Here is a 22,986-nt window from a genome sequence, read left to right on the forward strand (position 1 = left end):
GGTCTACAGGATCGCGCCGGGCGTGTACTTCGCGGCGTCGGGGTAGTCGCTGACCACACGGTCCACCGCGACGATCACCTGGTCGACCTGACTTCCCGCCGCCCCGGTGAACGCCGCCTTGTCGGCCAGCGCCGCGTCCAGTGCCGCCCGGTCCAGCGGCAAGCGCTCGTCGGCGGCCAACCGATCCAGTAGGTCTGGTTCGGCGCCCTTCTCCCGCATCGCGAGTGCGACAGCCACGGCGTGTTCCTTGATGACCTCGTGCGCGGTCTCGCGGCCCACACCGGCCCGCACCGCCGCGATCAGCACCTTGGTGGTCGCCAGGAACGGCAGGTAGCGATCCAGTTCCCGCTGGATCACCGCGGGATAGGCGCCGAACTCCTCGAGCACCGTCAGGAACGTCTCGATCTGCCCGTCGATGGCGAAGAACGCGTCCGGCAGCGCCACCCGGCGCACCACCGAACAGAAGACGTCACCCTCATTCCATTGCGCGCCGGCCAGTTCCGCGGCCATCGACGCGTAGCCGCGCAGCACCACCTGCAGTCCGTTGACCCGCTCACAGCTGCGGGTGTTCATCTTGTGCGGCATCGCCGAGCTGCCGACCTGTCCCGGCGCGAAGCCCTCGGTGACCAGCTCGTGTCCGGCCATCAGCCGCACGGTGTGCGCGAAGGACGACGGGCCGGCACCCAGCTGAACCAGCGCCGAGAGCACATCGTGGTCCAGCGACCGCGGGTAGACCTGGCCGACGCTGGTGAAAACGGCTTTGAAGCCCAGGAATTCGGCGACCCGGCGTTCCAGTTCGGCCAGCCGGACGGCGTCGCCGTCGAACAGGTCGAGCATGTCCTGAGCGGTGCCCATCGGGCCTTTGATGCCCCGCAGCGGATAGCGATCGATCAGCTCACGAACCCGCGTCAGAGCGGTCAGGGTCTCCTCGGCGGCCGACGCGAACCGCTTACCCAGCGTGGTGGCCTGCGCGGCAACGTTGTGGCTGCGGCCGGCCATCACCACATCGCGGTAGAGCACCGCGCGCTCGGCCAGGCGTGCCACCACGGCCACCCCGTGGGCATGCACGAGTTCCAGCGAGCGGCGGATCTGCAGCTGCTCGACGTTCTCGGTGAGGTCGCGACTGGTCATGCCCTTGTGCACGTGCTCGTGTCCGGCCAGGGCATTGAATTCCTCGATGCGGGCCTTGACGTCGTGGCGGGTGACCCGTTCGCGGGCGGCGATCGACGCGAGGTCGACCTGATCGAGCACCCGCTCGTAGTCCTCGACCACACCGTCGGGCACGTCAACGCCGAGTTCGGACTGGGCGCGCAGGACCGCCAGCCACAGCCGACGCTCGGCGACGATCTTGGCTTCGGGCGACCAGATCGCGACCATGTCCGCGCTGGCGTAGCGGCCGGCCAGCACATTGGGGATTGTCACAATGCCACAGCTTACGGCCCTGGTACGGCAAGGTAGACGGATGCACTTTGTCGGCCTGGATCTGGCCTGGGGTGAACGCAAGCCGACGGGCGTCGCCGCGCTCGACGACGACGGACGGCTCGTCCATATCGCTACCGCGCAAGACGATTCGAGCATCCTCGACGAGGTCCGCCCGTTCGTCGACGGATCCTGCCTGGTCGCCATCGACGCCCCGCTCATTGTGACCAACGCGACCGGCCAGCGTGGCTGCGAGACGGACCTGAACCGTGACTTCGCCAAATTCGAGGCCGGCGCGCACCCGGCGAACAGGGGTAAGCCCGAATTCGCCGGAACCCCGCGCGGCGCGCGGATCGCCGAAGCGCTGGGCTTGGACATGGACCCACACTCACGGGCGGCACGGCGAGCCATCGAGGTCTACCCGCATCCGGCCACGGTGGTGCTGTTCCGGCTGGGCCGCACGCTGAAGTACAAACAGAAGCAGGGCCGCAGCCTGCCCCAACTGCGCACCGAGCTGCTGAGGTTGATGGACGAGATCGAGCGTCTCGCCCACGCCACGGTGCCGCTGCGGGTCGGCGATCACCCGGACTGGATCGCCATGCGCGCGACCGTCGAGAACGCCGAGCGCAAAAGCGAATTGCGCCGTGCAGAGGACCCGATCGATGCGGTCGTGTGCGCCTACGTCGGGTTGTACGCCACCCAGCGGCCGGGTTCGGTGACCACATACGGAGACTTCGCCACCGGTTACATCGTCACGCCGACACTGCCGTCGGATCTGACGCCCACACCCCCGGAACCCATGCCCGGTGTGGTCGGTGACGCCGTCGCCCGGTACGCCGAGCGACGGCCCGCCTTGGTCGCCACCACCGAGCACTACCTGGCGCTGGTCACGCGTCTGCTCGACGATGCCGGCATCAACTACCTCAGCGTGACGGCCCGCACCAAGAGCGTGGCGTCGTTCGCGGCCAAGGCGGATCGCAGCAGCAACGGCCGGCGGCTCTATACGGACCCGTCATCGCAGATCACCGACCAGGTCGGCCTGCGGGTCATCACCTACCTGCGCGAGGACGTCACCGCCGTCGGCACCCTGCTGTCGGAGGAATTCGACGTGTTGACCGACCTCGACATGGGGCAGGTCACGGCTCGCGAGGGCCGCTGGGGGTATGCCAGCAGGCACATGCTGATCGCCAATGACGCTGAGACGCAGCCGGCCTCGGTCCAGATACGCACCGTCCTGCAACACGCGTGGGCGGAGTTCGAACATGACATCCGGTACAAGGGAACGGTCCCCGAGCAGGACGCCGCGGAACTCGACCGCCGGTTCACCCTGGCCGCGGGCCTGCTCGAGTTGGCCGACCGGGAGTTCACCGAGATCCGTGACCGATTACGCACATCCATGGCCGAAGTGCGCAGCCCGGGCACGGCGGAGGCGGGCATCGCGACGCCGGTGCTGGCCACCTACCTGGGGCACCGCTTTCCCGAAGCCGGCTGGTCGCGAACCGAGCATTACGGCTGGATGGCGGCACTGCTCGTCGACCTGGGCATCCTCACCCTTGACGCTCTCGAGGAGCTGTTGACCAATGTCGACACCGAGGCCGTCAACAAGAAGATGGACTACCGCTTCCCGGCAGGCGCGGTGCGACGCTTGGACGACGCACTACTGGCCACGTTCGCCGACCGCTACGTCGGTCTGCCGGGCAACGCGCATCGGGTAGCGCTGCTGCAGAACCGGCTCCTGCGGTTGCAGGGCCCGCCGAGCTGACGCCGAGATCGACGTAATGCTCACGCCCGCAGGCCGGTCCACTCGTCCGACGTCCCGGTCAGCCTGCTGACCTGTTCGAGCAGGCGCCGCACCTTGGCCGGATTTTCGTGACGTTGCCAGCCGAATGTGGTCGGCCGCTGGCGACGGTCATGCCAGAAATGCCCGGGCTTGGACTCCGGCCGGGTGGCGACCAGCCAGACGGCGGTGTCGGCGCCGTCGGCCACGTCCCTCAGCAGCGGTCGGGTGAGGACCCGAAACCGCGGCAGGTACTCGGCCACACCGGGGGTGTCCACCCAGCCGGGATGCATGCTCTCCACCCGGATGTCGGTGCCTGCCAGTCGGCGTGCCCACGAATCGGCCAGCACCACTTGCATCTTCTTGGTCCGCGCGTAGGCCCGCACCCCGTTGTAGCCGCGCCGGTACTCCAGATCGTCGACCACCAGCGGCGAGCCGTACATGCCGCCCGAGGACACCCACACCACCGACGCCCCGCCTGCCGCCCGCAGCAGCGGCAGCAGCCGCTCGGTCATCAGATGTGGACCCAGCACGTGCGTGGCCAGCTGCACCTCATGGCCCTCACGCGTGAGGACGCGGTCCTTGGGCATCAGGCCTGCGTTGTGGACCAGGCCGTTGAGCGCAGGCACCCGGTTGGCGAAGTCGGCTGTCCAGTCCCGCACCGCATCGAGGTCCGAGACGTCGCACACCTCGCCGACCACGTGGGCGCCGGCGACCGATTCCCGGATGGCGGCGCACGACGTCTCCACCTTGTCGGGATTGCGGCCCAGCAGGTGGACGGTCGCACCCAGCGCGGCGAACGAGCGCGCCATCGCCAGGCCGATCCCGGCCGTCGCGCCCGAGATCACCACCCGTTTGCCCAGCAGAGCCTGCGGGTCGGCATCCGCCGCCCACCAATGCCTGCGCAGGCCCGAGCCGATCTTGGTGTAACCCACGACCAGCGCCCGGTCCATCGCGCCGTCGAGCAGTTCGGTAGCCGGCCGGGCGAGCCCGGAAAGATCCATGTCTTCGAACGTAATCGTTCAGACCCGGACAGTGCGCTCGTCGATCGGGACCAACACGTCGATCACGTCCATCACCGTGGCCCTGGCCGCCTCTCGCGGGCCGTCGCCGTCGCTGACCAGAGCCGACACCACCGAGCCGTCGACGGCGTTGACCAGAGCAGTCACCAGATCGGTCCGCACATTGCGGCCCGACCGCGCCATGGCCGACACCACGGCATCGACTCGCTGCTGGGCCAGCCGGTGCTGGATCTCGCGCAGTTCGGGGTGCCGGGCGCAGGCGATGTAGCGCTCGTATCGCGAGATCAATTTTTCGCTGCTCGCCTCCCCGTCGGGATCGCCGACCAGCAGGTCGACCAACACGTCGGCAATCGCATCCGCACCGCGCCGCCGCCGCGGGAGCGCGTCCACCCGGGCCCGCAACTGCGCGGTTTCCACTGCGCAGATGTATTCGACGGCCTTGAGCACCAGGTCGTCGAGTGAGGAGAAATAGTAGGTGGTGGACGCCAACGGTAACCCTGCGCGACGCGCCACCGAACGATGGCGCACCGCTTCGAATCCGCCTTCGCGAAGCAGCTCGGCGGCAGCGCTGATCAGCGCATACCGTCGCCGCTCGCCTTTGGGCGTCATCGCTGCTGTCACGTTCAGCAATGCTGCCAGCAGCATCAACGGGACATCGCTCTTTGGAGAAGAATCATCACCTGGCATCGCCGTGCCGCTAGGCTCGATCGCCCACTCCACGTCGCGATGGCAAGATGGCCCGCATGGCGAACCTGAGCCGTCGCGCAGTTCTGCGACTGGGCGCCGGAGCCGTTGCAGGTGCCGCAGGTGCCTTCGCTGCCGGCCGTGCCCTGGATCCCTCGACTCAGCTCGCACGGCCGGACGTCGCGATGACCGGCGTCGGCGCTCCCCTGGCACCGCCCGCCCCGCTGGAGCCGCCCGCGGCGGGAGCCGCTGCCCCGACGATGGTCACCGGGTCGTTCGTCTCGGCCGCGCGCGGTGGGGTGAACACCAACTGGGCGATCGCCCGCCCGCCCGGGCAGACCGCGCCGTTGCGGCCGGTCATCGCCCTGCACGGCAAGGGCCAGGACGCGGCGGGTGTGATGGCCGGCGGCGTCGAAGAGGGTCTGGCTCAAGCGGTTGCGGCCGGACTCCCCCCGTTCGCGGTGGTTGCGGTCGACGGCGGTGGCAGCTACTGGCATCAGCGGGCCTCGGGCGAGGACTCCGGAAAGATGGTGCTCGACGAGTTGATCCCGATGCTCAGCAGCCAGGGCCTGGACACCTCTCGGGTGGCGTTCCTGGGCTGGTCGATGGGCGGTTACGGCGCCCTGCTGCTGGGGGCGCGGCTCGGCCCGGCCCGCACCGCGGCGATCACCGCGGTCAGCCCGGCCCTGTGGTTGTCGTCCGGAGCGGCGGCGCCCGGTGCGTTCGACGGTCCCGACGACTTCGCCGCCAACACCGTGTTCGGGCTACCGGCGCTGGCGTCGATCCCGATCCGGATCGACTGCGGCACCAGCGACCCGTTCTATTCAGCAACCAAGCAATTCATCGCCCAGCTGCCCACTCCACCGGCCGGCGGATTCTCGCCCGGAGGCCACGACGGCAGCTATTGGAGTTCACAGCTGCCTGGCGAAATCGCCTGGATGGCGCCGCTGCTCACGGCCTGAGGCCGCCGCAGTCCTTCGTGAAATCGGGCTTCTCCGACGATTGTCTCCCGTTGTGGAATTGTCTACAGTCGCAGTTACTGTCACCCATTCGATAAGACTCTCGACAGCCCCGGCGAGGAGATCATGACCGTCGAAAGCCCCCCGCTCTCCCCGCGGCCGTACCACCCCCTCGATATCTCGGCGCCGGACTTCTGGACCGCCGACTTCGCCACTCGGGACCGGACGTTCGCACAACTGCGGGCCGCCGACGGGCTGTCGTGGCATCCGCCGGTGTCCTCGGTCTTCCCCCATTCGGAGACCGGCTACTGGGCGATCACCCGCCACGCCGACATCAAGTACGTCAGCCAGCACACCGACATCTTCAGCTCGGCGATGGGCATGAGCGTGGATCCCCTGCCCGCCGAGATCCAGCAGGCCACCAGCTTCTTCCTGGCCATGGATCCGCCGGAGCACACCCTCTATCGCCGGTTGATCAGTGCGACGTTCACACCCAAGCAAGTTCGCCGCATCGAGGCCCAGATCCAGGCCAACGCCGCCGATATCGTCGACCGGCTGATCGAAAGGCTGCGCGACGGCGACGAGATCGACTTCGTCGCCGAATGCTCGGCGAAGCTCCCGATGCGCACGGTTTCGGACATGATCGGCATCGCCCCCGAAGACCAGCAGGCGGTGGCCTACGCAGCCGAAAGCCTGTTCAGCGCAACCGATGACGACTACGCCTCTTTCGAAGAACGCGCGACGCATGCGCTGACCCAGATCGGGATCCTCACCAGTTCGGGAATCGAACTGGCTCAGCTGCGCCGCCGCGAACCGCACGACGACCTGATGACCAACATCGTCAACGCCGAAGTCGACGGCCACCAGCTCACCGACGTCCAGATCGGGTCGTTCATGGTGCTGCTGGCCTCGGCGGGCAACGACACCACCAAGCAGACCACGTCGCATGCGTTCAAGGCGCTGGCCGACAATCCCGACCAAAAAGCTTGGCTGATGGACGATTTCGACGCCCGCATCGCCCCGGCGGTCGAGGAGTTCATCCGATGGGCCACCCCGGTGCTGAACTTCGCCCGCCATGCCACTGCCGATACCGAACTGGCAGGCACCCCGATCAGGGCCGGGGAGAAGGTCGCGCTGTTCTATTGCTCCGCCAACCGCGACGACGCGGTGTTCGACCGGCCCGGCGAATTCGACATCACCCGCTTCCCCAACCCGCACTTCGGCTTCGGTGGCGGCGGGCCGCACTTCTGCCTCGGCGCGAACCTCGCGAGAACCGAGCTGCGGCAGCTGTTCCACCAGCTGCTCACCCGACTACCAGAGGTGCAGGTCGGCGAGCCGGAGTACTTGCACAGCAATGTGATTCACGGCGTGAAGCGGCTTCCGGTCAAGCTAGTGTAATGCGGCCCTCGGCGGCCGCCAGTGCAATGTCACTGCGGAAGTGGCTGCCCGGCAATCGGATCGAGGACACGATCCGGTAGGCCTCCTCGCGGGCGGCGACCAGGTCGGCTCCGGTGCCGATGATCGAGAGCACCCGACCGCCGGAGGACACGACTGCGCCGTCGTCGCGCCGGGCGGTGCCGGCATGCAGGACGCCGTCGGCCTCCGACCCGGTGATCACATCCCCGACCCGAGGACGGCCGGGATAGTTCTCGGCGGCCACCACCACGGTGACGGCGTATCCGTCGCGCCACAGCAGTGGGCCTGCGTCGGCCAGCGTCCCGGTCGCGGTGGCATGCAACAGCTGTCCCAGCGGGGATTCCAGCAGGGCCAACACCGCTTGGGTTTCGGGATCACCGAAGCGGCAATTGAATTCGATGACGGCGGGTCCGTTCGAGGTGATCGCCAGCCCCGCATACAACAGCCCGGAGAATGGACAACCGCGCTGAACCATCTCGGCGGCGACGGGTTCGACGATTCCGCTGACGATCGCCGACAACACGTCGGCGGGCAGCCACGGCAGCGGCGAATAAGCGCCCATCCCACCGGTATTGGGCCCGGCGTCGTTGTCGGCGACCCGCTTGAAGTCCTGGGCGGGCAGCAGCGGCACCACCGTCGCACCGTCGACCAGACAGAACAGCGACACCTCGGGTCCGTCGAGGAAGGACTCCAGCAGGACCGGGTGCCCCGAGTCGAGCAGCGAGGCGGCGTGCGCACGGGCCACATCGCGATCGGCTGTGACCACTACACCTTTGCCTGCGGCGAGGCCGTCGTCCTTGACCACCCAGGCGGGTTGGCCGGCCGCGGGGCCGAAGCGATCCAGCGCGGCATCGAGGTGCGCCGGGTTGTCGACGGTCTCGCTGCCCGCGGTGCGAACACCGGCGGCGGCCATCACGTCCTTGGCAAACGCCTTGGAGCCCTCGATCCGGGCGGCATCCTTCGACGGGCCGAAGCAGGCGATGCCCGCCGCACGCACCGCGTCGGCGACACCGAGAACCAGCGGCACCTCGGGGCCGATGATCACCAGGTCCACCTCGAGCTTGCGAGCCAGCGCAGTGACGGCTTCGGCCGAGGTGACGTCCACCTCGTGCTGTTCGGCTACCGCCGAGGTGCCGGCATTGCCGGGCGCGACGGCGAGGAAGTCGATTTGCGGATCTCTGCGCAGGCCCAACAACAGGGCGTGTTCGCGGGCACCGGATCCGATCACGAGGACGCGCACAGGTTCACACCCTATCGCCCTGCCCCGCTACCAGGTGTCGACGAACCGCCTCGGCGGCGGGAGTTCACCGCGTGCTGCGGCGGCGGCCAGTGTCGCGACGATCAGGTCGCGGGTCTCCGACGGGTCGATGACATCGTCGACCTCGAAGATCTGGGCGGCGTTGAGCGCTTTGGCGTTCTCCTCCATCGCCGCGGTGGCCTCGGCGACCCGCCGCTCCCGCTCGGCCTCGTCGTCGATGGCCTCCAACTCCTTGCGCATGCCCAGGCGCACCGCGCCTTCGAGCCCCATCGGGCCGAGGTGGGCGCCTCCCCACGCGACGGTCAGCAGCGGCTCGTGCAGGCTGCCGCCGGTCATCGCCTGCGCGCCCAGTCCGTAGCCGCGGCGCAGCACGACCGCCACCAGGGGCACCCGAAGCGCAGCGCCGGCGACCAGCATCCGCGACGCCCGCCGAACCAGCGCCTCCGCCTCGGCAGCCGGGCCGACCATGTAGCCCGGGCAGTCGATGAGCGAGACGACCGGCAGTGCGAACGTGTCGCACAGTTGCAGGAAGCGCGCCGCTTTGTCGGCCGCCGCGGCGGTGATCGCCCCGGCCATCACCATTGTGTTGTTGGCGATGACACCCACGGGTCGGCCGTCGATGCGGGCCAGCGCGGTGACCATCTCGGCCGCGAACTTCTCCCTCAGGAAGGTCACCGAGTCTTGGTCGGCGATCGTCTCGATGACCGGCTTGATCGGATATGCGCGCCGGGCCCGCTCGGGAATGACTGTGCGCAAAGCGTTTTGGTCGGCGACCCCACCGGGCGCGGTGACGCCCTGAAAGTAGCCGAGGAGCCGTTTGGCGACCGCCACGGCCTCGGCCTCGTCGGCGACGACGACATCGACGACGCCGTTGGGCGCCTGTACCGAGATCGGGCCGACGGCATCGGGTTCGACGTCGCCCAGCCCGCCGCCGGCGATCATCGCCGGCCCGCCCATGCCGATCGAGGTGTCGGCGGTGGCCACGATGAGATCCGAGCAGCCGGCGATCACCGCGTTGCCCGCGAAGCAGCGGCCCTTGACGACCGCGATGCGCGGCACCACGCCCGACAGCGCCGCCCACAGTTTGAAGGCCCTGGTCTCCAGCGAGGAAACCGTGGGGACGTCGGTGTCGCCGGGCCGGCCGCCGCCGCCCTCGGCGAAGAAGATCGTGGGCAGCCGCATCCGCTCGATGAGTTCGAAGAGCCGGTCTTTCTTGCGATGCCCGACGTAGCCCTGGGTGCCGGCCAGCACCGTGTAGTCGTAGGACAGCACCGCGCATGGCTTGCCGTCGACCTGTGCGGTGCCGGCGATCAGCCCGTCGGCGGGGGTGCGGGCGATCAGGTCGTCGAGGTCGCGGCGGCGGCGCTGCGCGGCGATCGCGAAGCGCCCGTACTCCACGAAGGAATCGGCGTCCACCAGGTCGGCGATGTTCTCGCGGGCGGTCCGGCCGCCGGCGGCGTGCCTGCGCTCGACCGCGTCGGGGCGGGCCGCGTCTTCGGTCAGCGCGCGGCGGCGCAGCAACTCCGCGAGGTCGGGACGATCCGTCATCGATCGAACCTAACGGGCATACACTCAGCGTCGAGGTGTATGGTCGTTTCAAAGGTGCGCTACATCACAACTACAGCGAGGTAGACCATGACCACCGCCAGCGTGTGTCCGTTCGGAGCTGACCCCAATTCCCGGGTCGCTGCGCTCCTGCCCTCCGGCTTCGACTTCACCGACCCCGACCTCATCCAGGCGGGCATGCCCGTCGCCCAGTTCGCGCAGTTGCGCAAGACCGCACCGGTCTGGTGGAACGAGCAGCCGCTCGGGAGCACCGTCTTCGACGACGGCGGGTATTGGGTGATCACCAAACACCGCGACATCCGGGACATCTCCCGCGACGGCGACCTGTGGTCGACCAACCAGAGGGGCGTCGTCATGCGCTTCGCCGACGACATGACCGCAGACCAGGTCGAGATCACCAAAGCACTGCTGATCAATCACGACGCGCCCGAGCACACCCGGCTTCGCAAGCTGGTCTCGAGGCTGTTCACCCCGCGCGCGGTGGCCAAGCTGGAGGAGAAGCTGGCCGACGCTGCACGCGACATCGTGGCCGCTGCCGCCGCGAAGGACACCGGCGATTTCGTCGACGACATCGCGATGCAGCTTCCGCTGTTGGCGATCGCCGATCTGCTCGGCGTTCCGGAAGAGGATCGACAGAAGCTCTTCCACTGGACCAACAGCATCATGAACACCGACGATCCGGAATTCAACGACGTCGACCCGATCGAGGCGAACGCAGAGCTGATGGGCTACGCGTACTCGATGGCCGAGCAGCGCAGGCAGTGCCCGGCCGACGACATCGTCACCCGCCTGGTGGAGGCGGACTTGGATGGCGAGTCCTTATCTGAAGTCGAGTTCGCGTTCTTCGTGATCTTGCTGGCGGTGGCCGGCAACGAAACCACCCGCAACGCGATGACCCACGGGATGAACGCGTTCTTCGAAAATCCGGACCAGTGGGAGCTTTTCAAGCGCGAACGCCCCGAGACGACGGCCGACGAGATTGTCCGTTGGGCCACGCCCGTGCACTGCTTCCAGCGCACCGCGACCAGAGACACCGAGATCGGCGGTGTCACGATCCGCGAGGGGCAGCGGGCCGGCCTCTTCTACAGCTCGGCCAACTACGACGAGGAAGTCTTCGACAACCCGTTCGGATTCAACATCTTGCGTGACCCGAACCCCCACCTCGGCTTCGGTGGCAACGGCGCACACTTCTGCATCGGCGCCAACCTCGCGCGGATGGAGATCAAGCTGATCTTCAACGAGATCGCCAACCAGATCCCGGACATCAGCAAGCTTGGCGAGCCGCAGCGATTGCGGTCGGGCTGGCTCAACGGCGTCAAGCATTTGCCGGTCACCTATCGCTAGCGCGATAGCATCCCGGGTCATGGGCTACCCGGGCTATCCGCCCTACCCCGGCTATCCGCCGCCGCCGGCCGCGCCGCCACGCTCGGCGGCCGACCTGACGATCTCGATCATCTTCATGGTCCTGACGCTGGTGGTCGGCGCCGGCGCTGCGTTCCTCGGCCTGTTCTCACTGGCCTTCCTGGACTACTGCCCGCCGGCGACATGCAGTGCCGAGGGCGCGGTGACCGCAGTGATGACCTCGGTGGCCGTCGCCGCGGGAATCGGTGTGATCGGAGTCGTCGTCGCGATCGTTCAGCTCGCGCGGCGCAAACTGGCGTGGCCCTTCGCCGTTGGGACGTTGGCGCTGTGCTTGATCGTCCTGCTCTTCGGCGGCGTCGCCTACTACTCCGCGGTGGGCGGCTGACATGCGGACACACGGATGGTCCGGGGCAGCCCCCGCCACCGACGAGGAGGCCGTCGCGAGGATCCTGGCTGCGGCCAACAAGGCCATCGACTCGCACGGTGCCGACCTCAGCATCGCCGACGTCGCTCGCACGCTGGGTGTCACCCGCCAGACTGTGTATCGCTACTTCCCCAGTACCGACGCGCTGTTGCAGGCCTCGGCCATGGCGGCCGCGACCGGGTTCCTCGACCGGCTGGCCGACCACCTGGCCGGCATCACCGACCCGGCCGATGCGGTGACCGAAGGCATCGCCGCGGCGGTGGAATGGTTGCCACACGACAAGCACATGGGGTTGTTGCTCGGGCCCGAACGGTCGAGCACGTTCAGCGCCGAGGTCACTTCCGATGTCGCTCTAGCGTTCGCGGGTTCGATGCTGCGCCGCTTCGACGTCGATTGGGGCGCAGCGGGTTTCAGCGACAGTGATCTCGACGAGCTCGGCGAACACCTGCTGCGGATCATCCAGTCGTTCGTGCTCGATCCGGGCCGCCCGCCGCGACACGGCGACCACCTTCGCCGGTATCTGCGCCGCTGGGTCGGCGCGGCGTTGCTCGCGCCGGCTAGGGAGCCGGAGCGCTCTGCTGCACCTGGGCGTTGACCGGCCCGGAAATCGCTGCATGGCCGACGAGTTCACTCGGATCCTGGGCAGGCCACACCACGGCGGCGAAGATCGCGCACGCCGAGACCACCGGCGGGCAGAGTACGGTCACGGTCGTGTCGATGACACCGGCCCACTTTGATGCCTGACGAACGACCCTGCCGCGCTTGGTCGGCGGCTCCGTCCAGAGGCTGAGCATGGTCGGGGCCGTCCATGACTGGTCGTACATCGCCATAGAAGTCATAGCCACTCCCATCCCTCACCGAGGCCCGCGGCGCTCGATTTCACTTCGGTAACACTGGTGCACAAATGTCACATTTGTGACACGGCGCGATAACCGTTTGCGATCTGCGCGTTTCCTTACCGTTGTCTTACCGACCTCTTTGTTATGCGCCGGCGGCCCGTTGGAGCCCCCAGACGGGCTCCAGCGGGCAGCGGCTCAGTTCTCGGTTCGGCCGTTGTGGACGGCCGCGGCGACATCGCGTGCCGCCTGTCGCCGCGTCGCGGTGATCTGCTGGTGTGAACCGGCCATCGCGACGCGGTTGCCGGCGATCTCGGTGTGGCCGCTTTCGCGGTGCGCACTGATCTGTTGTGCGGCTTCCTGCTTGCTTATGTCGCCGGCGCGCGCACTCTGTCGCACCGCGACATTCTCGCTGGCGACGGTCCTGCGAACCGCCGCGTTCTCCTGGGCGTCGGCGACGATCGCGGACCGGGTCATCGCGTTGTCCTTCTTGGCCGTGTCGAGGATGGCCCGCACATCCTCGACCGTGCCTCCGTCGTGGCTGACGGTGATGATGTCGCGGATATCCGCTGCCGCGCTCTGCCGGGTCTGCCGGATGTCGTCGCGCGAGACGCCGATGGCCTGGTGTTCATCGTGAATCGCGCTGCGGGCAGCCTCGGTGATCGCCACGATCTGGCCCTCGCCCACTGCGCCGGCCAGGACGCTGGACCCGATGGCGTGGGCGGCGTCTCGTCGGGTGACACGGATCGCCTGCCGATCGGCCGCGACGTCACTCCGGTCGGTGTGCACGGCGGTGTGCGCGGCCGTGAGCACGTCGTGGATGGCCGACGATACTTCGGCCGGCAGTGCTGTCAGGCGAGCCGACATCGTCGAACTCACCGGCCCGGTGGCGAGTGTGGTGAGCGACATTGCCGCCACGACGCTAAGTGCGGCGACCGCCGCGACGGACGAACGCGGAGCCTGTTCTCTCAAGATCATCTCTGTTCCCTTTCCCTGGATCGTGTCGACGTCCACGATGGGCGCCACGAGGAACAGTCGACCACCACAGATGTTGGTTGCGTGTTTGCGGCACAACCCGATTGGCTGGACGAACCAACTACCGAGCCTTGGGGAACACCACGTCCACAGTCAGTCCACCGCGGGGGCCAGGGGTCGCGGTGACCCGCCCACCGTGGGCGTGGGTCACCGCGCGCACGATCGACAAACCCAGACCGGCCCCGGTGAAGACGGTGGTGTCGGACTGCTCTCCGTTGGCCAGCCGGCGAAATGGCTCGAACATGACGTCCAGGTCCGACGGTGCAACGATCGGCCCTGCGTTCTGCACTCGCACCCACGCAGCGCGCGCATCAGCTCCCACGCTGACGTGCACCCACCCATTCTTCGGAAGGTTGTAGCGCACGGCGTTGTCGACGAGGTTGTCGATAAGGCGTTGCAGCAGAGCCGGATCGCCCGCGACAAGTGCGGGGCCGATACTCACGGTGACACGGACGCCGGCCTGTGAAGCACGTTGCCCCACATTTGCGATCGCCTGGTTCGCCGCCTCGCCCAAGTCCACCTGTACCAGTCGGTCGATGCGCTGGTCACTGCTGGCCAGTACCAACAGTCCGTCGATCAGGCGCTCATGCCGCTTGTTGACACCTAGCAGCGTCTCGGCGAGATGACGCGTCGACTCGACGAGTTCGGGATCTTCCAACGCCACTTCAATAACCGTGCGGTTGATGGCGAGCGGTGTACGCAATTCGTGAGACGCGTTGGCTACGAATCGATATCGACTCTCGAAGGCACGGTCCAGTCGCTCCAGCATCGCATCGAAGGTATCGGCCAGCTCTTTGATCTCATCGGGTGGACCGGTCAGCGAAATGCGCTCGTGGAGATTACGGTCGACGACTCGGCGGGCGGTTGCGGTGACCTCCTGCAGTGGTTGCAGGAATCGGCCCGCCAGCACCCAGCCGAATGCGAAGGCCGCCAGCCCGATAACGGCCAAGCACACCAGCGACCAGACGAGCACCGCGCGCAGCGTGTCACGACGCTGTTGCTCAGCCTGAGCGCTCAGACTGGTCACCAAATCTTCGAGGAGCGGATGTGCCTGCATCCCCCGCTGCCCCAGGAAGCTCTGCGCTGTCGCCAACGCATTCGCCCCGGGACTGTTGTCCAGAGACTGGCGCACATAGAAATACATCACCGCCACCAGCAGTGCGCCCGCGACGAAGAACGCCCCACCGTAGAGCACGGTCAGCCTCGTTCTGATGGTCCTGCCCCGCAGCGGCCAACCCAGCAGGTGCGATAGCCCGAATGACTGCATGCAGTCATCGTCGCCGATCTGGTGTTTGGCCGCCGTGGGGAAGCCCAGTGGCGCGACCGGCGCGGTCACCCGCCAAGCGGTCCGGCCGGTAGTGACACACCGCAGCGCTGGGCGAACTCGTTCAGCGGTGAACGCAGCTGCTGCAGGTCGGCGCGCACAGCGGGGTTGGCGTTGAGGTACTGCTGTGCGTCGGCACGCATCTGCGCACGAGGCTCGCCCTTCAGTTTGGTGAAGGCGTTGTTGACGTCGGGGTGGGCGTCGAGATAGTCGGCCATACTTGCCGACACACCCGATACCGTCCGGGCCAGCCCGCTGGCGGTGCAGTCGGCTGCGGCAGAAGCGGGCGCCGCCTGCGCTACGGCCGAGACCGCGATGGCGGCCGCGATACCGATGAGGGTTCGGCGCCAGGTAGACGCCGCGGTGGTGATGCTGATGGCCATGAGTGCCGTCCTTCCAATCGTTCACATGTGCCGGCAACGCCGGTCGGGTATCAGATTGCCGCCGAGGCTGTTTGGTCGGCGTGAGGACGGACCTCACCGGGACTGAACGCCGTCCGCACAACACTGACGGCTGCACGAATCCACCAACATGGAAGGAAAACTCATCATGGGTTATCGAAGAATCACGGTGCGGGCGCTGGCCGGGCTGGCGGGCGCCGCAGCTGTCGTCACTGTGCCATTGACGGTCATGTCCGGGGTGGCCAATGCCGACCCCGGTCTGGGCTGGGGCGCTCCCGGTCCCGGCATCCTGCCCGGCCTCGGCTTCGGCGGTGTCGGAGGCCCGGCATCGGGCTTGGGCTTGTTGCCAGGAGCCGGACTCGGCGCTCCCGGAGCCGGTCTGTTGCCCGGACCGGGGCTCGGCGGGCTCGGCGGACCGCTGTCCGGGCTCGGCCTGCTGCCCGGTGCGGGCGTCGGGCTTCCCGGTCCCGGTCTGATCTGACCGGCTGAGCGGCGGGCGTGCGGCGAGTTCGACAGCTCGCCGCACGCCTGCCCGCCAAACAGCCACCAAACGCGGCGGCGAGCATACTTTGTCGCATGCGGGTCCTGGTCGTCGAAGACGAAGTCGTGCTCGCCGACGCGATCGCGGCAGGCCTGCGGCGCCACGCGATGGCGGTTGACATCGCGTACGACGGAGCCAGCGGACTGGAACGCGCGACGGTCAACGATTACGACGTCATCGTCCTCGATCGGGGCCTTCCGGTGCTCTCCGGCGACGATGTCTGCGCTCAACTGTCCGGCAACGGGCGTCTGGCCCGGATCTTGATGCTCACAGCAGCCAGCGCCGTCGCCGACCGGGTCAGCGGTCTGCAACTGGGCGCCGACGATTATCTGAGCAAGCCGTTCGCGTTCACCGAACTGGTGGCACGTGTGCAGGCGCTGAGCCGCCGATCGCAGGCCGCGGTGCCACCGGTACTGGAACGCAGCGGCATCAGGCTCGATCCTCACATGCTTATCGTGACTCGAGACAACACTCCAGTGAGTCTGTCCCGCAAGGAATTCGGGGTGCTGGCGGAGCTGCTTCGCGCCGAGGGCGCGGTGGTGTCGGCCGAGCATCTCCTCGAGAAGGTCTGGGACGAACATGCCGACCCGTTCACCGGCGCCGTGCGGTACACCATCATGATGCTGCGCCGAAAACTCGGATCGCCGCCGATCATCGAAACCGAAACCGGTGTGGGATACCGCCTCCCGTGATGGAACTGCCTATCCGCCGCATTCGGCGATTCGCCGGCACAGGAAGGCGCGTCCCGGCTCCGAGCCGTTAAGGCTGAGCGCTTCCCGGTAGGACTGCACTGCCTCGTCGTGCCGGCCCGCTCGGCGCAACAGGTCCGCACGCACGGTCGGCACCAGCGCGGATCGGGCCAATCGCGGATCGTGGGCGACCTTCTCGAGCGCGGCGAGCCCCGCCTGTGGCCCGTCCCGGAAGCCGATTGCCAACGCGCGGTTCGCCCGCACCACCGGGGAGTCCGTTTGCCGTAGCAGTTGGTCATATGCCCGGCAGATGGTCCACCAGTCGGTCCGCTCCCAGCTCGGGGCGGTCGCGTGCGCGGCGGCGATCACCGCCTGCGGCAGGTACGGACCGCTCGCACCCTCGGCGCGGCGCAGGGCGTCGACGCCGCGGGCTATCCGCGCCCGATCCCACCGGGACCGGGCCTGCTCCTCCAACGGCACCAAGACCCCGGCGGGATCGACTCGGGCTTTCCTGCGTGAATCATGGAGCAACACAAGGGCATAGAGTGCACGGGCGTCGAGATCGTCAGGCATCAACACGCACAGTTCACCGGCCAGCCGCACACCTTCATCACACAGCTCGTCGCGAATCGCGGACGGACCGGCGGTGGACCAATACCCCTCGGTGAACACCGAGTAGATGCAGGACAACACGTGCGGGACTCGTTCACCCAGCAGCTCCGGCGGCGGCACCCGAAGCGGGATGTTGGCATGTCGGACCTTGTTCTTGGCTCGGGTAATGCGTTGTCCCACCGCTGTTTCGCTGATCAGAAGCGCTCGGGCTATCTCCGGCACCGTCAAGCCCGACACCAGTCGCAGAGTCAGCGCGAGCTGCGAGAGCCGTTCGAGGGCGGGATGAGCACAGGTGAACATCATCCGTAGCTCGTCGTCGCGGACCCGATGCACCACGCGGTCGTCCGCCCAGCCGTCGCCCTGCACCGCCGCCAATTCCTTTCCCGGCCGCGCCGATTCGCGGCGCAGACGATCCATGGCCCGATTGCGCGCCACCGTCATCAACCACGCGCCCGGATTGTCAGGAACCCCGTCGCGACGCCAGCTCCGTAGCGCTTCGGCGCAGGCTTCCTGGACGGCGTCTTCGGCGACGCCGAGATCACCCGACCACCGCGCGAGTGCGGCCACCGTGGGACCCCACTCCCGCCTGAAGACGCCGTCCAGGGAACGCATCTACAGCCCGGACACTCCCGCCATGCGGCGCAGTTCCACCACCGACGCCGGGATCATCGACGCGATCTTGGCCGCCTCGTCGCGATCACTCGCCGACAAGACGTAGTAACCGTTGGCGACCTCGACGCCCTCGGCGTAGGGCCCATCGGTCAGCAGCAACTCTCCGTCACGCACGCGCACCGTCGTCGCCGTCGTCGGAGGATGCAGGGGCGCCCCACCGAGGATGTGAGACCCGGCCGCTCTACCGAACTCGGCGTGCTCGGCCAGGCCGCGGTCCCACTCCGGGCTGCCGGGCACGTTGACGTCATCGGCGGGTTCGAGCAAAAGCGCCAGCCAGTCCGAATCGGTCGTCGGCCGCCCCACCGCGGTCCAGTGGACAGCAGGCCACACCTCGACCGCACCATATTGGGCCGCCGGGATCTGCCGGGCCAGCTGCAGCGCCTCGTCGAGGTTTTCGGCCTCGAACATGTAGTAACCGCCGGCCACCTCGGCGCCCTCGGCGTACGGACCGTCGGTGATCACCGGCGCATCCGGGCCGCCGGTGATCCGGACCGCCTCGGCGGCCGGGCCCAACGCGTCGCCCTCTCGAATCGCCGCCGATTCACGCGCGTGGAACTCGGCGTAGGCCTGCATCTCCCGGCCCGCTTCCTCGGCGCTGAGGTCACGCTCCGGGGTCTGCAGCAGTGCGAAGTAGTACATGGCGACGTCCTCTCACGGTAGGGCGTGAAACCCCGCTGGTCTCACTCTCTACCTCTACGACGAACAGCGCTTCGCGAATCCGACATCAGGTCGACATCGAGTCAGACACCCGAGCGACGATTCTCGCGGATTCGTCGCTCACGATTCTGAATCGACGACGATTCAGTCCGGACGGTGGCGCTGATAGTGGCGCGCCACCCGCGTTCTGTTGGCGCAGATGTTCTGGGTGCAGAACTTGCGACGCGCGTCAGATGCGACGAAAAGCATGCTGCAGGCCGGGTTCTGACATCTCCGCAAACGGTCTTGAGCAGGCCCGGTGAGCACGTCGATCAAGCTTTCGGCGGCTGCGGCGAGCGAGAGCCGGTAGGGGCGATCGACGGGCGCGTGGCGTGTGCTGATGGCTGCCCAACCGGCCGAGGTCTGCACAAGCGACCGGGTCGAGGGTGCGCAGGCGGCGGCGTCGTTGACACGGCCGATCGCAGCGTCGTCGGGCGCCACCCCCGCCAATCGTGCGTCCAGGATGTGCCGGATCGCCTGGCGCAGTTCGACGGTGGGCTCGAGCGGCGGGAGCGGACCGCCGGGCAACCGGTCCTGCTGCAGGCTCCACCACAACCGATTCGCCTTCTCGTCCGCGAGAAGGTCCACGGCAGGCTCGCCGACGGTGATGAGGGTGTCCGCCAGGTCAACAGCTAGAGGCTCTCCGGCCACGATGAACCCCGCCGCTTGCGCCCTGTGCAGCAGAGAACCCGGTTCCATCGCACTAATGCTAGCAGCGGGTTGACAGCGTTAGGGTCGGCGCCGTAGAAAGGCTAACGTCAATATCAGTACATAACCGTTAGAAACGAGGAATTGTCAATGGACCCACTGGACGTGCTGCGTCGCGCCGATCGCCGCCTGGTTGACCTGGTGACCACGCTCGACACCACTGATCTGGGCCTGCCCAGCCCCTGTACAGGCTGGGATGTCCGATCCCTGCTGAGCCATACCATCGCGTCGATCGATGCCTTTGCCGCCGCCGCGGACGGCGGCGACGGCCCCAGCGAAGAGGAATTGTTCAGCGGCGCCGACATCCTCGGCTCCGACCCCCTGGCCGTCGCGCGGCGTTCCATCGAGCGCTCACAGCGAGCCTGGGCGACGATCACCGACTGGCAGCACCCGGTCACATCGGTGCTCGGTGAGATGCCCGCCGGCCAGGCGCTCGGAATCGTCACCTACTCGACGCTCATCCACAGCTGGGATCTGGCCGTCGCGGTCAACCGGGCAGTCGAGTTCGACGACGCTGAGGCGGCACTCGCCGAAAAGGTGGGATCGGCACTCGTCCCGGCCCTGCGGCCCCAGGAACTCTTCGGCCCCGAGATATACACAGACGGCGCGGCCACCCCGACCCAGCGGGTCGTCGCCTTCGCCGGCCGCCACCCCCTCTGACGAGGATCAGGCGTAGCTATGACGCATGAAGAACGGCTCGCCGCTGTGGGATTCCACAGCGGCGAGCTGGCCGTCCAGAGACGAGCGGGCGTTGGTGCGCGAGCGGCGCGACTCGCACCCATGGCGAGTCGAGGCCGCCTCGGCGATGGCACCGCCGCCTTCCTGGCTTCGGCACGGCTGGTCGCCCTCACCGCGCGCGACCCCGAAGGGCGGCTGTGGATTTCGCCGCTGCAGGGCGAACCCGGGTTCCTCCGAGCCGCGACACCGACCAGACTTCACATCGACGTCGAGCTCCCCGATATGGATCCATTGGCTGGAGCACCGACCGATCAGCCGGTCGGCGTGCTTGTCATCGATCTTGCCGCACGGCGCCGATATCGCATCAATGGACAACTGATGCAACGGGATTCGGCCGGTTTGGCAATCGACGTGGACCAAGCCTATGGCAACTGCCCGAAGTACATCGACCCGTCCGCCCAGGCCACGGCAGACCCGCGCCGGCCCGATCGCACACGGGTCTACACGGGCACCGCGCTACGTCCCGAGGATCGTGAACTCATCGAAAGGTCGACGGCGTTCTTCCTGGGCACCACCCACCCCACATCCGGCAACGACGCCTCGCACCGCGGCGGACCCGCCGGCTTCGTGCGCGCAGATGCCGGCAGACTGTGGTGGCCGGATTACCCGGGCAACAACATGTTCAACAGCTTCGGCAATCTGACCGTGGACCCGAGCGCGGCGCTGTTGTTCGTCGACGCAGGTACCACTCTGCAGTTGTCCGGTAGAGCGGAAGTGGTTTGGGACGCCGAGCAGTCCGACGCTAACCTACGAACCGGACGTCGGGTGATCTTCGCGGCTCAACGCGTCATCGCCACACGCCGCTAGTCGTCGAGCTTCGTGCCGCTGTGCATCTTGAGGGCGTCGTTGACGTTGGCCTTCTTATCCTCGCCTTGACCCGCCTCGGCGGCCTTCTTGCGCTTGGACACGACCTTGGTGACAACCCCGTCCAGCTTCGAGCCCAGCGGGAATCCGAGGTAGTGCGTCAGGAAGATCGCCATCTCCTTGAGCTCCTCAGGCGTGAGCTCCTCGTTGTGCAGGGCGGCATTGGCCTGGATCTCGGCCAGATCGGATATACCGAGCGCGGTGACGACGGTCAGCGTCATGATCCGCTTGTCGCGCATGGACAATCCCGGGCGCGACCAGATCGTGCCGAACAGGTGGTCGGCGGTGAGCGCGAAGTAGTCGCCCGGCGAGTCCGGCATCTCCCAGCCGTAGACCTCGTTCATCTTGTCCAGGCCTTTGCGGCGCAATTCGTCCATCGTCACTCCTTCGTGTTGGGCACACCGAGACCGGCCGCCAGGTCCCGTAGCGCGATCTCGGCCAACGGCAGTTCGACGCCGTTGGCCGCACCGAGGCCCAGCGCCAACTTCAGATCTTTCTCGGCCAGACCGCGGGTGTGAATGAACATGTTGTAGACGAAGTGGTCCGGCTCCAGCGGCTTGGTGTCGTCGCGGACCATGATCGCGCCCGGTCCGCCGCTCTGGGCGTCGCTGTGCCTCACCACCCGGCCCAGCTTCTGCAAGTCGATTCCCGACGCTTCGGCAAGCCGCGAAGCCTCGCACGCGGCCGTGAAACCAATGTAGGTCAACATGTTTCGAGCGATCTTCATCCGGGTGCCCGCTCCGGGCTCGCCGGCGCGAACCACCAGTGACGCCCACTTCTTGAACACCGGCTTGACGATGTCGTACGCCTCGTCGTCGGCGCCGACCATCACGGCCAGTTCACCCTTGTCGGCGGCACCCGCTCCCCCGCTGACCGGGGCATCGACAACGTGAATTCCCTTGGGGCGCAGCTGCTCGGCCAGCTCGGCGGCAGTGTCCGGCTCGATCGTGGAATGGATGGCGATCACCGTGCCCGGCTTGGCGTGTTCGGCGAGATCGCCGACGACGTCGCGGACCTGCTCGTCGTTGAGCACGGTCACTTCGATGACATCGGCTTTCGCGACATCGGCGACAGAATCCGCACGCTCGGCACCCAGTTCGGCCAGCGGTGTCATGGCCTCGGTCCGCACGTCGAAGACGATCAGCCCGCCGGGCCACTCGGCCAACCGTTTCGCCATCGGCAAGCCTTGATTTCCGAGCCCGATGTAACCGACCTTGACCTCTGTCATGAGCGGAAGATCTGTCCACCGTCGACATTGAAGATCTGGCCGGTGATCCACTTCGCCTGATCGGACAGCAGGAACAGGCACATCCCAACCAGGTCGTCGACTTCACCCATGCGCGACAACGGAATCCCCTTGACGATGTCGGCAACCATCTCCTGAGGCGTTGTGGTGCGGTTGGCCTCGGTGTTGATCGGCCCCGGCGCGATCGCGTTGATCCGGATGTTCTGACCGCCGAGTTCGGTGGCCAGCTGCTGGGTGAGGCTGTTGACCCCGGCCTTGGCCAATCCGTAGAAGTTCGAGTACAGCCAGGCCGCGGTGGAGGATTGGTTGATGATCGCACCGCCGCCGCGCTTGGCCATCTTCTTGTACACCGCCCTGGTGCAGACCAGAGCGCCGTCGAGGTTCACGCTCATGAACTTCTTGTAGTAGTCCCAGTCGACGGTGATCAGGAAGTCCAGCTTCATCCCGCCGAAGATCGCGGCGTTGTTGACCAGATAGTCGATGCCGCCGAACTCGGCGAGCGTCTGGTCGGCCATCGCCTTGGCCGATGCCGGATCGCTGACGTCCACCGGTAGCGCCAGCGCGGTGCCGCCCTCACCTTTGATCCCGTCGGCGACCTTCTGCGCGCCATCGGTGTTGATGTCGGCGACCACCACGGCCGCGCCTTCCCTGGCGAGGGCCTCGGCATACGCCTGACCGATACCGCTGCCTGCGCCGGTGACGATGGCCACCTTGTCGTCGAACTGTCCCATACGAAT

Annotated in this window: 25 protein-coding genes; 10 read left to right on the forward strand and 15 right to left on the reverse strand. The window is 67.4% G+C overall.

From position 1 onward, the window contains the following. Positions 1–3 precede the first annotated feature (3 nt). Positions 4–1,422 (reverse strand): adenylosuccinate lyase, encoded by a 1,419-nt coding sequence (gene purB / locus BST42_RS11235; RefSeq protein WP_083118649.1) that lies wholly within the window; start codon positions 1,420–1,422, stop codon positions 4–6. A gap of 40 nt (positions 1,423–1,462) precedes the next feature. On the opposite strand from purB, the gene relZ reads away from it, so the two are divergent. Continuing rightward, on the forward strand, positions 1,463–3,181 hold the full coding sequence (relZ, locus tag BST42_RS11240) for a bifunctional ribonuclease/(p)ppGpp synthase (RefSeq protein ID WP_083118650.1): 1,719 nt from the start codon (positions 1,463–1,465) through the stop codon (positions 3,179–3,181). Between the two features lie 20 nt (positions 3,182–3,201). On the opposite strand, the gene BST42_RS11245 is transcribed toward relZ, so the two are convergent. Together BST42_RS11245 and BST42_RS11250 are read right to left on the reverse strand one after the other, a co-directional pair. Further along, entirely contained in the window at positions 3,202–4,200 is a 999-nt protein-coding gene (locus BST42_RS11245) for an SDR family NAD(P)-dependent oxidoreductase (RefSeq protein WP_083118651.1), read from the reverse strand. Positions 4,201–4,218: 18 nt separating this feature from the next. After that, a complete protein-coding gene (locus BST42_RS11250; protein WP_083118883.1) occupies positions 4,219–4,848 on the reverse strand; it encodes a TetR/AcrR family transcriptional regulator in 630 nt (209 codons plus the stop codon). Between the two features lie 104 nt (positions 4,849–4,952). On the opposite strand from BST42_RS11250, the gene BST42_RS11255 reads away from it, so the two are divergent. Together BST42_RS11255 and BST42_RS11260 are read left to right on the forward strand one after the other, a co-directional pair. After that, on the forward strand, positions 4,953–5,864 hold the full coding sequence (locus tag BST42_RS11255; protein WP_083118652.1) for an alpha/beta hydrolase: 912 nt from the start codon (positions 4,953–4,955) through the stop codon (positions 5,862–5,864). A 123-nt stretch (positions 5,865–5,987) separates the two neighbouring features. Then, a complete protein-coding gene (locus BST42_RS11260) occupies positions 5,988–7,259 on the forward strand; it encodes a cytochrome P450 (protein ID WP_083118653.1) in 1,272 nt (423 codons plus the stop codon). Here the strand turns inward: BST42_RS11260 and purD are convergent. Then, on the reverse strand, positions 7,246–8,517 hold the full coding sequence (gene purD, locus BST42_RS11265) for a phosphoribosylamine--glycine ligase (protein ID WP_083118654.1): 1,272 nt from the start codon (positions 8,515–8,517) through the stop codon (positions 7,246–7,248). The genes BST42_RS11260 and purD overlap by 14 nt on opposite strands. A 27-nt stretch (positions 8,518–8,544) precedes the next feature. After that, entirely contained in the window at positions 8,545–10,083 is a 1,539-nt protein-coding gene (locus BST42_RS11270) for an acyl-CoA carboxylase subunit beta (protein WP_083118655.1), read from the reverse strand. Positions 10,084–10,170: 87 nt separating this feature from the next. Here BST42_RS11270 and BST42_RS11275 point away from each other — a divergent pair, with 87 nt between their 5' ends. The 3 genes from BST42_RS11275 to BST42_RS11285 are packed head-to-tail and all read left to right on the forward strand — an operon-like array spanning position 10,171 to position 12,482. Then, a complete protein-coding gene (locus BST42_RS11275) occupies positions 10,171–11,445 on the forward strand; it encodes a cytochrome P450 (RefSeq protein WP_083118656.1) in 1,275 nt (424 codons plus the stop codon). Positions 11,446–11,464: 19 nt separating this feature from the next. Further along, positions 11,465–11,848 (forward strand): hypothetical protein, encoded by a 384-nt coding sequence (locus tag BST42_RS11280; protein WP_083118657.1) that lies wholly within the window; start codon positions 11,465–11,467, stop codon positions 11,846–11,848. Between the two features lies 1 nt (position 11,849). Then, on the forward strand, positions 11,850–12,482 hold the full coding sequence (locus tag BST42_RS11285) for a TetR/AcrR family transcriptional regulator (RefSeq protein ID WP_083118658.1): 633 nt from the start codon (positions 11,850–11,852) through the stop codon (positions 12,480–12,482). Here BST42_RS11285 and BST42_RS11290 read toward each other — a convergent pair. The 4 genes from BST42_RS11290 to BST42_RS11305 form a co-directional block, all read right to left on the reverse strand. Beyond that, positions 12,445–12,726, reverse strand: coding sequence for a hypothetical protein (locus BST42_RS11290; RefSeq protein WP_133057446.1), 282 nt, complete (start codon positions 12,724–12,726; stop codon positions 12,445–12,447). The genes BST42_RS11285 and BST42_RS11290 overlap by 38 nt on opposite strands. A gap of 195 nt (positions 12,727–12,921) precedes the next feature. Then, entirely contained in the window at positions 12,922–13,749 is an 828-nt protein-coding gene (locus BST42_RS11295) for a hypothetical protein (protein ID WP_083118660.1), read from the reverse strand. Positions 13,750–13,819: 70 nt separating this feature from the next. Then, the gene (locus BST42_RS11300; protein WP_237159361.1) at positions 13,820–15,094 is read right to left on the reverse strand and encodes a sensor histidine kinase; all 1,275 of its coding nucleotides are present in this window, start codon (positions 15,092–15,094) and stop codon (positions 13,820–13,822) included. Further along, complete coding sequence (locus tag BST42_RS11305; protein ID WP_083118661.1) at positions 15,091–15,465, reverse strand: heme-binding protein; 375 nt, start codon at positions 15,463–15,465, stop codon at positions 15,091–15,093. Before BST42_RS11305 ends, BST42_RS11300 begins: the two co-directional genes overlap by 4 nt. A 166-nt stretch (positions 15,466–15,631) precedes the next feature. Between BST42_RS11305 and BST42_RS11310 the strand changes: the two genes are divergently transcribed. Both BST42_RS11310 and BST42_RS11315 read left to right on the forward strand, forming a co-directional pair. After that, positions 15,632–15,964, forward strand: a complete 333-nt coding sequence (locus BST42_RS11310) for a hypothetical protein (RefSeq protein ID WP_083118886.1) — start codon at positions 15,632–15,634, stop codon at positions 15,962–15,964. A 95-nt stretch (positions 15,965–16,059) separates the two neighbouring features. Further along, positions 16,060–16,716, forward strand: a complete 657-nt coding sequence (locus BST42_RS11315) for a response regulator transcription factor (RefSeq protein WP_083118662.1) — start codon at positions 16,060–16,062, stop codon at positions 16,714–16,716. Positions 16,717–16,725: 9 nt separating this feature from the next. On the opposite strand, the gene BST42_RS11320 is transcribed toward BST42_RS11315, so the two are convergent. The 3 genes from BST42_RS11320 to BST42_RS11330 form a co-directional block, all read right to left on the reverse strand. After that, positions 16,726–17,937, reverse strand: coding sequence for an RNA polymerase sigma factor (locus BST42_RS11320; RefSeq protein ID WP_083118663.1), 1,212 nt, complete (start codon positions 17,935–17,937; stop codon positions 16,726–16,728). Next, positions 17,938–18,636 carry a YciI family protein gene (locus tag BST42_RS11325; protein ID WP_083118664.1) on the reverse strand — a complete coding sequence of 233 codons (699 nt, stop codon included), beginning with the start codon at positions 18,634–18,636 and terminating at the stop codon, positions 17,938–17,940. 162 nt (positions 18,637–18,798) lie between these two features. After that, entirely contained in the window at positions 18,799–19,392 is a 594-nt protein-coding gene (locus BST42_RS11330; RefSeq protein ID WP_083118665.1) for a CGNR zinc finger domain-containing protein, read from the reverse strand. 99 nt (positions 19,393–19,491) lie between these two features. Here BST42_RS11330 and BST42_RS11335 point away from each other — a divergent pair, with 99 nt between their 5' ends. Together BST42_RS11335 and BST42_RS11340 are read left to right on the forward strand one after the other, a co-directional pair. Further along, positions 19,492–20,061, forward strand: a complete 570-nt coding sequence (locus BST42_RS11335; protein ID WP_083118666.1) for a TIGR03086 family metal-binding protein — start codon at positions 19,492–19,494, stop codon at positions 20,059–20,061. 18 nt (positions 20,062–20,079) lie between these two features. After that, entirely contained in the window at positions 20,080–20,946 is an 867-nt protein-coding gene (locus tag BST42_RS11340; protein WP_165760833.1) for a pyridoxamine 5'-phosphate oxidase family protein, read from the forward strand. Here the strand turns inward: BST42_RS11340 and BST42_RS11345 are convergent. From BST42_RS11345 to BST42_RS11355, 3 genes are read right to left on the reverse strand one after another with little or no spacing between them, the layout of a single operon-like run. Continuing rightward, the gene (locus BST42_RS11345) at positions 20,943–21,380 is read right to left on the reverse strand and encodes a carboxymuconolactone decarboxylase family protein (RefSeq protein ID WP_083118667.1); all 438 of its coding nucleotides are present in this window, start codon (positions 21,378–21,380) and stop codon (positions 20,943–20,945) included. The genes BST42_RS11340 and BST42_RS11345 overlap by 4 nt on opposite strands. Before the next feature lie 2 nt (positions 21,381–21,382). Further along, positions 21,383–22,231, reverse strand: a complete 849-nt coding sequence (locus BST42_RS11350; RefSeq protein WP_083118668.1) for an NAD(P)-dependent oxidoreductase — start codon at positions 22,229–22,231, stop codon at positions 21,383–21,385. Continuing rightward, complete coding sequence (locus BST42_RS11355; protein ID WP_083118669.1) at positions 22,228–22,980, reverse strand: SDR family oxidoreductase; 753 nt, start codon at positions 22,978–22,980, stop codon at positions 22,228–22,230. The genes BST42_RS11350 and BST42_RS11355 overlap by 4 nt, the downstream gene beginning before the upstream one ends. Positions 22,981–22,986: the final 6 nt, after the last annotated feature.

Origin of the sequence: Mycolicibacterium rhodesiae, from assembly GCF_002086695.1 — a bacterium.
GTDB classification, from domain to species: Bacteria; Actinomycetota; Actinomycetes; order Mycobacteriales; family Mycobacteriaceae; genus Mycobacterium; species Mycobacterium rhodesiae.

What these genes read in the sequence shown, in the direction of transcription:
- relZ (WP_083118650.1), top strand. Translation starts at nt 1,463, where the DNA reads ATGCACTTTGTCGGCCTGGATCTGGCCTGGGGTGAACGCAAGCCGACG.
- BST42_RS11245 (WP_083118651.1), bottom strand. Translation starts at nt 4,200, where the DNA reads ATGGATCTTTCCGGGCTCGCCCGGCCGGCTACCGAACTGCTCGACGGC.
- BST42_RS11255 (WP_083118652.1), top strand. Translation starts at nt 4,953, where the DNA reads ATGGCCCGCATGGCGAACCTGAGCCGTCGCGCAGTTCTGCGACTGGGC.
- BST42_RS11260 (WP_083118653.1), top strand. Translation starts at nt 5,988, where the DNA reads ATGACCGTCGAAAGCCCCCCGCTCTCCCCGCGGCCGTACCACCCCCTC.
- BST42_RS11270 (WP_083118655.1), bottom strand. Translation starts at nt 10,083, where the DNA reads ATGACGGATCGTCCCGACCTCGCGGAGTTGCTGCGCCGCCGCGCGCTG.
- BST42_RS11275 (WP_083118656.1), top strand. Translation starts at nt 10,171, where the DNA reads ATGACCACCGCCAGCGTGTGTCCGTTCGGAGCTGACCCCAATTCCCGG.
- BST42_RS11280 (WP_083118657.1), top strand. Translation starts at nt 11,465, where the DNA reads ATGGGCTACCCGGGCTATCCGCCCTACCCCGGCTATCCGCCGCCGCCG.
- BST42_RS11285 (WP_083118658.1), top strand. Translation starts at nt 11,850, where the DNA reads ATGCGGACACACGGATGGTCCGGGGCAGCCCCCGCCACCGACGAGGAG.
- BST42_RS11290 (WP_133057446.1), bottom strand. Translation starts at nt 12,726, where the DNA reads ATGACTTCTATGGCGATGTACGACCAGTCATGGACGGCCCCGACCATG.
- BST42_RS11305 (WP_083118661.1), bottom strand. Translation starts at nt 15,465, where the DNA reads ATGGCCATCAGCATCACCACCGCGGCGTCTACCTGGCGCCGAACCCTC.
- BST42_RS11310 (WP_083118886.1), top strand. Translation starts at nt 15,632, where the DNA reads ATGGGTTATCGAAGAATCACGGTGCGGGCGCTGGCCGGGCTGGCGGGC.
- BST42_RS11315 (WP_083118662.1), top strand. Translation starts at nt 16,060, where the DNA reads ATGCGGGTCCTGGTCGTCGAAGACGAAGTCGTGCTCGCCGACGCGATC.
- BST42_RS11320 (WP_083118663.1), bottom strand. Translation starts at nt 17,937, where the DNA reads ATGCGTTCCCTGGACGGCGTCTTCAGGCGGGAGTGGGGTCCCACGGTG.
- BST42_RS11325 (WP_083118664.1), bottom strand. Translation starts at nt 18,636, where the DNA reads ATGTACTACTTCGCACTGCTGCAGACCCCGGAGCGTGACCTCAGCGCC.
- BST42_RS11330 (WP_083118665.1), bottom strand. Translation starts at nt 19,392, where the DNA reads ATGGAACCGGGTTCTCTGCTGCACAGGGCGCAAGCGGCGGGGTTCATC.
- BST42_RS11335 (WP_083118666.1), top strand. Translation starts at nt 19,492, where the DNA reads ATGGACCCACTGGACGTGCTGCGTCGCGCCGATCGCCGCCTGGTTGAC.
- BST42_RS11340 (WP_165760833.1), top strand. Translation starts at nt 20,080, where the DNA reads ATGACGCATGAAGAACGGCTCGCCGCTGTGGGATTCCACAGCGGCGAG.
- BST42_RS11345 (WP_083118667.1), bottom strand. Translation starts at nt 21,380, where the DNA reads ATGGACGAATTGCGCCGCAAAGGCCTGGACAAGATGAACGAGGTCTAC.
- BST42_RS11350 (WP_083118668.1), bottom strand. Translation starts at nt 22,231, where the DNA reads ATGACAGAGGTCAAGGTCGGTTACATCGGGCTCGGAAATCAAGGCTTG.
- BST42_RS11355 (WP_083118669.1), bottom strand. Translation starts at nt 22,980, where the DNA reads ATGGGACAGTTCGACGACAAGGTGGCCATCGTCACCGGCGCAGGCAGC.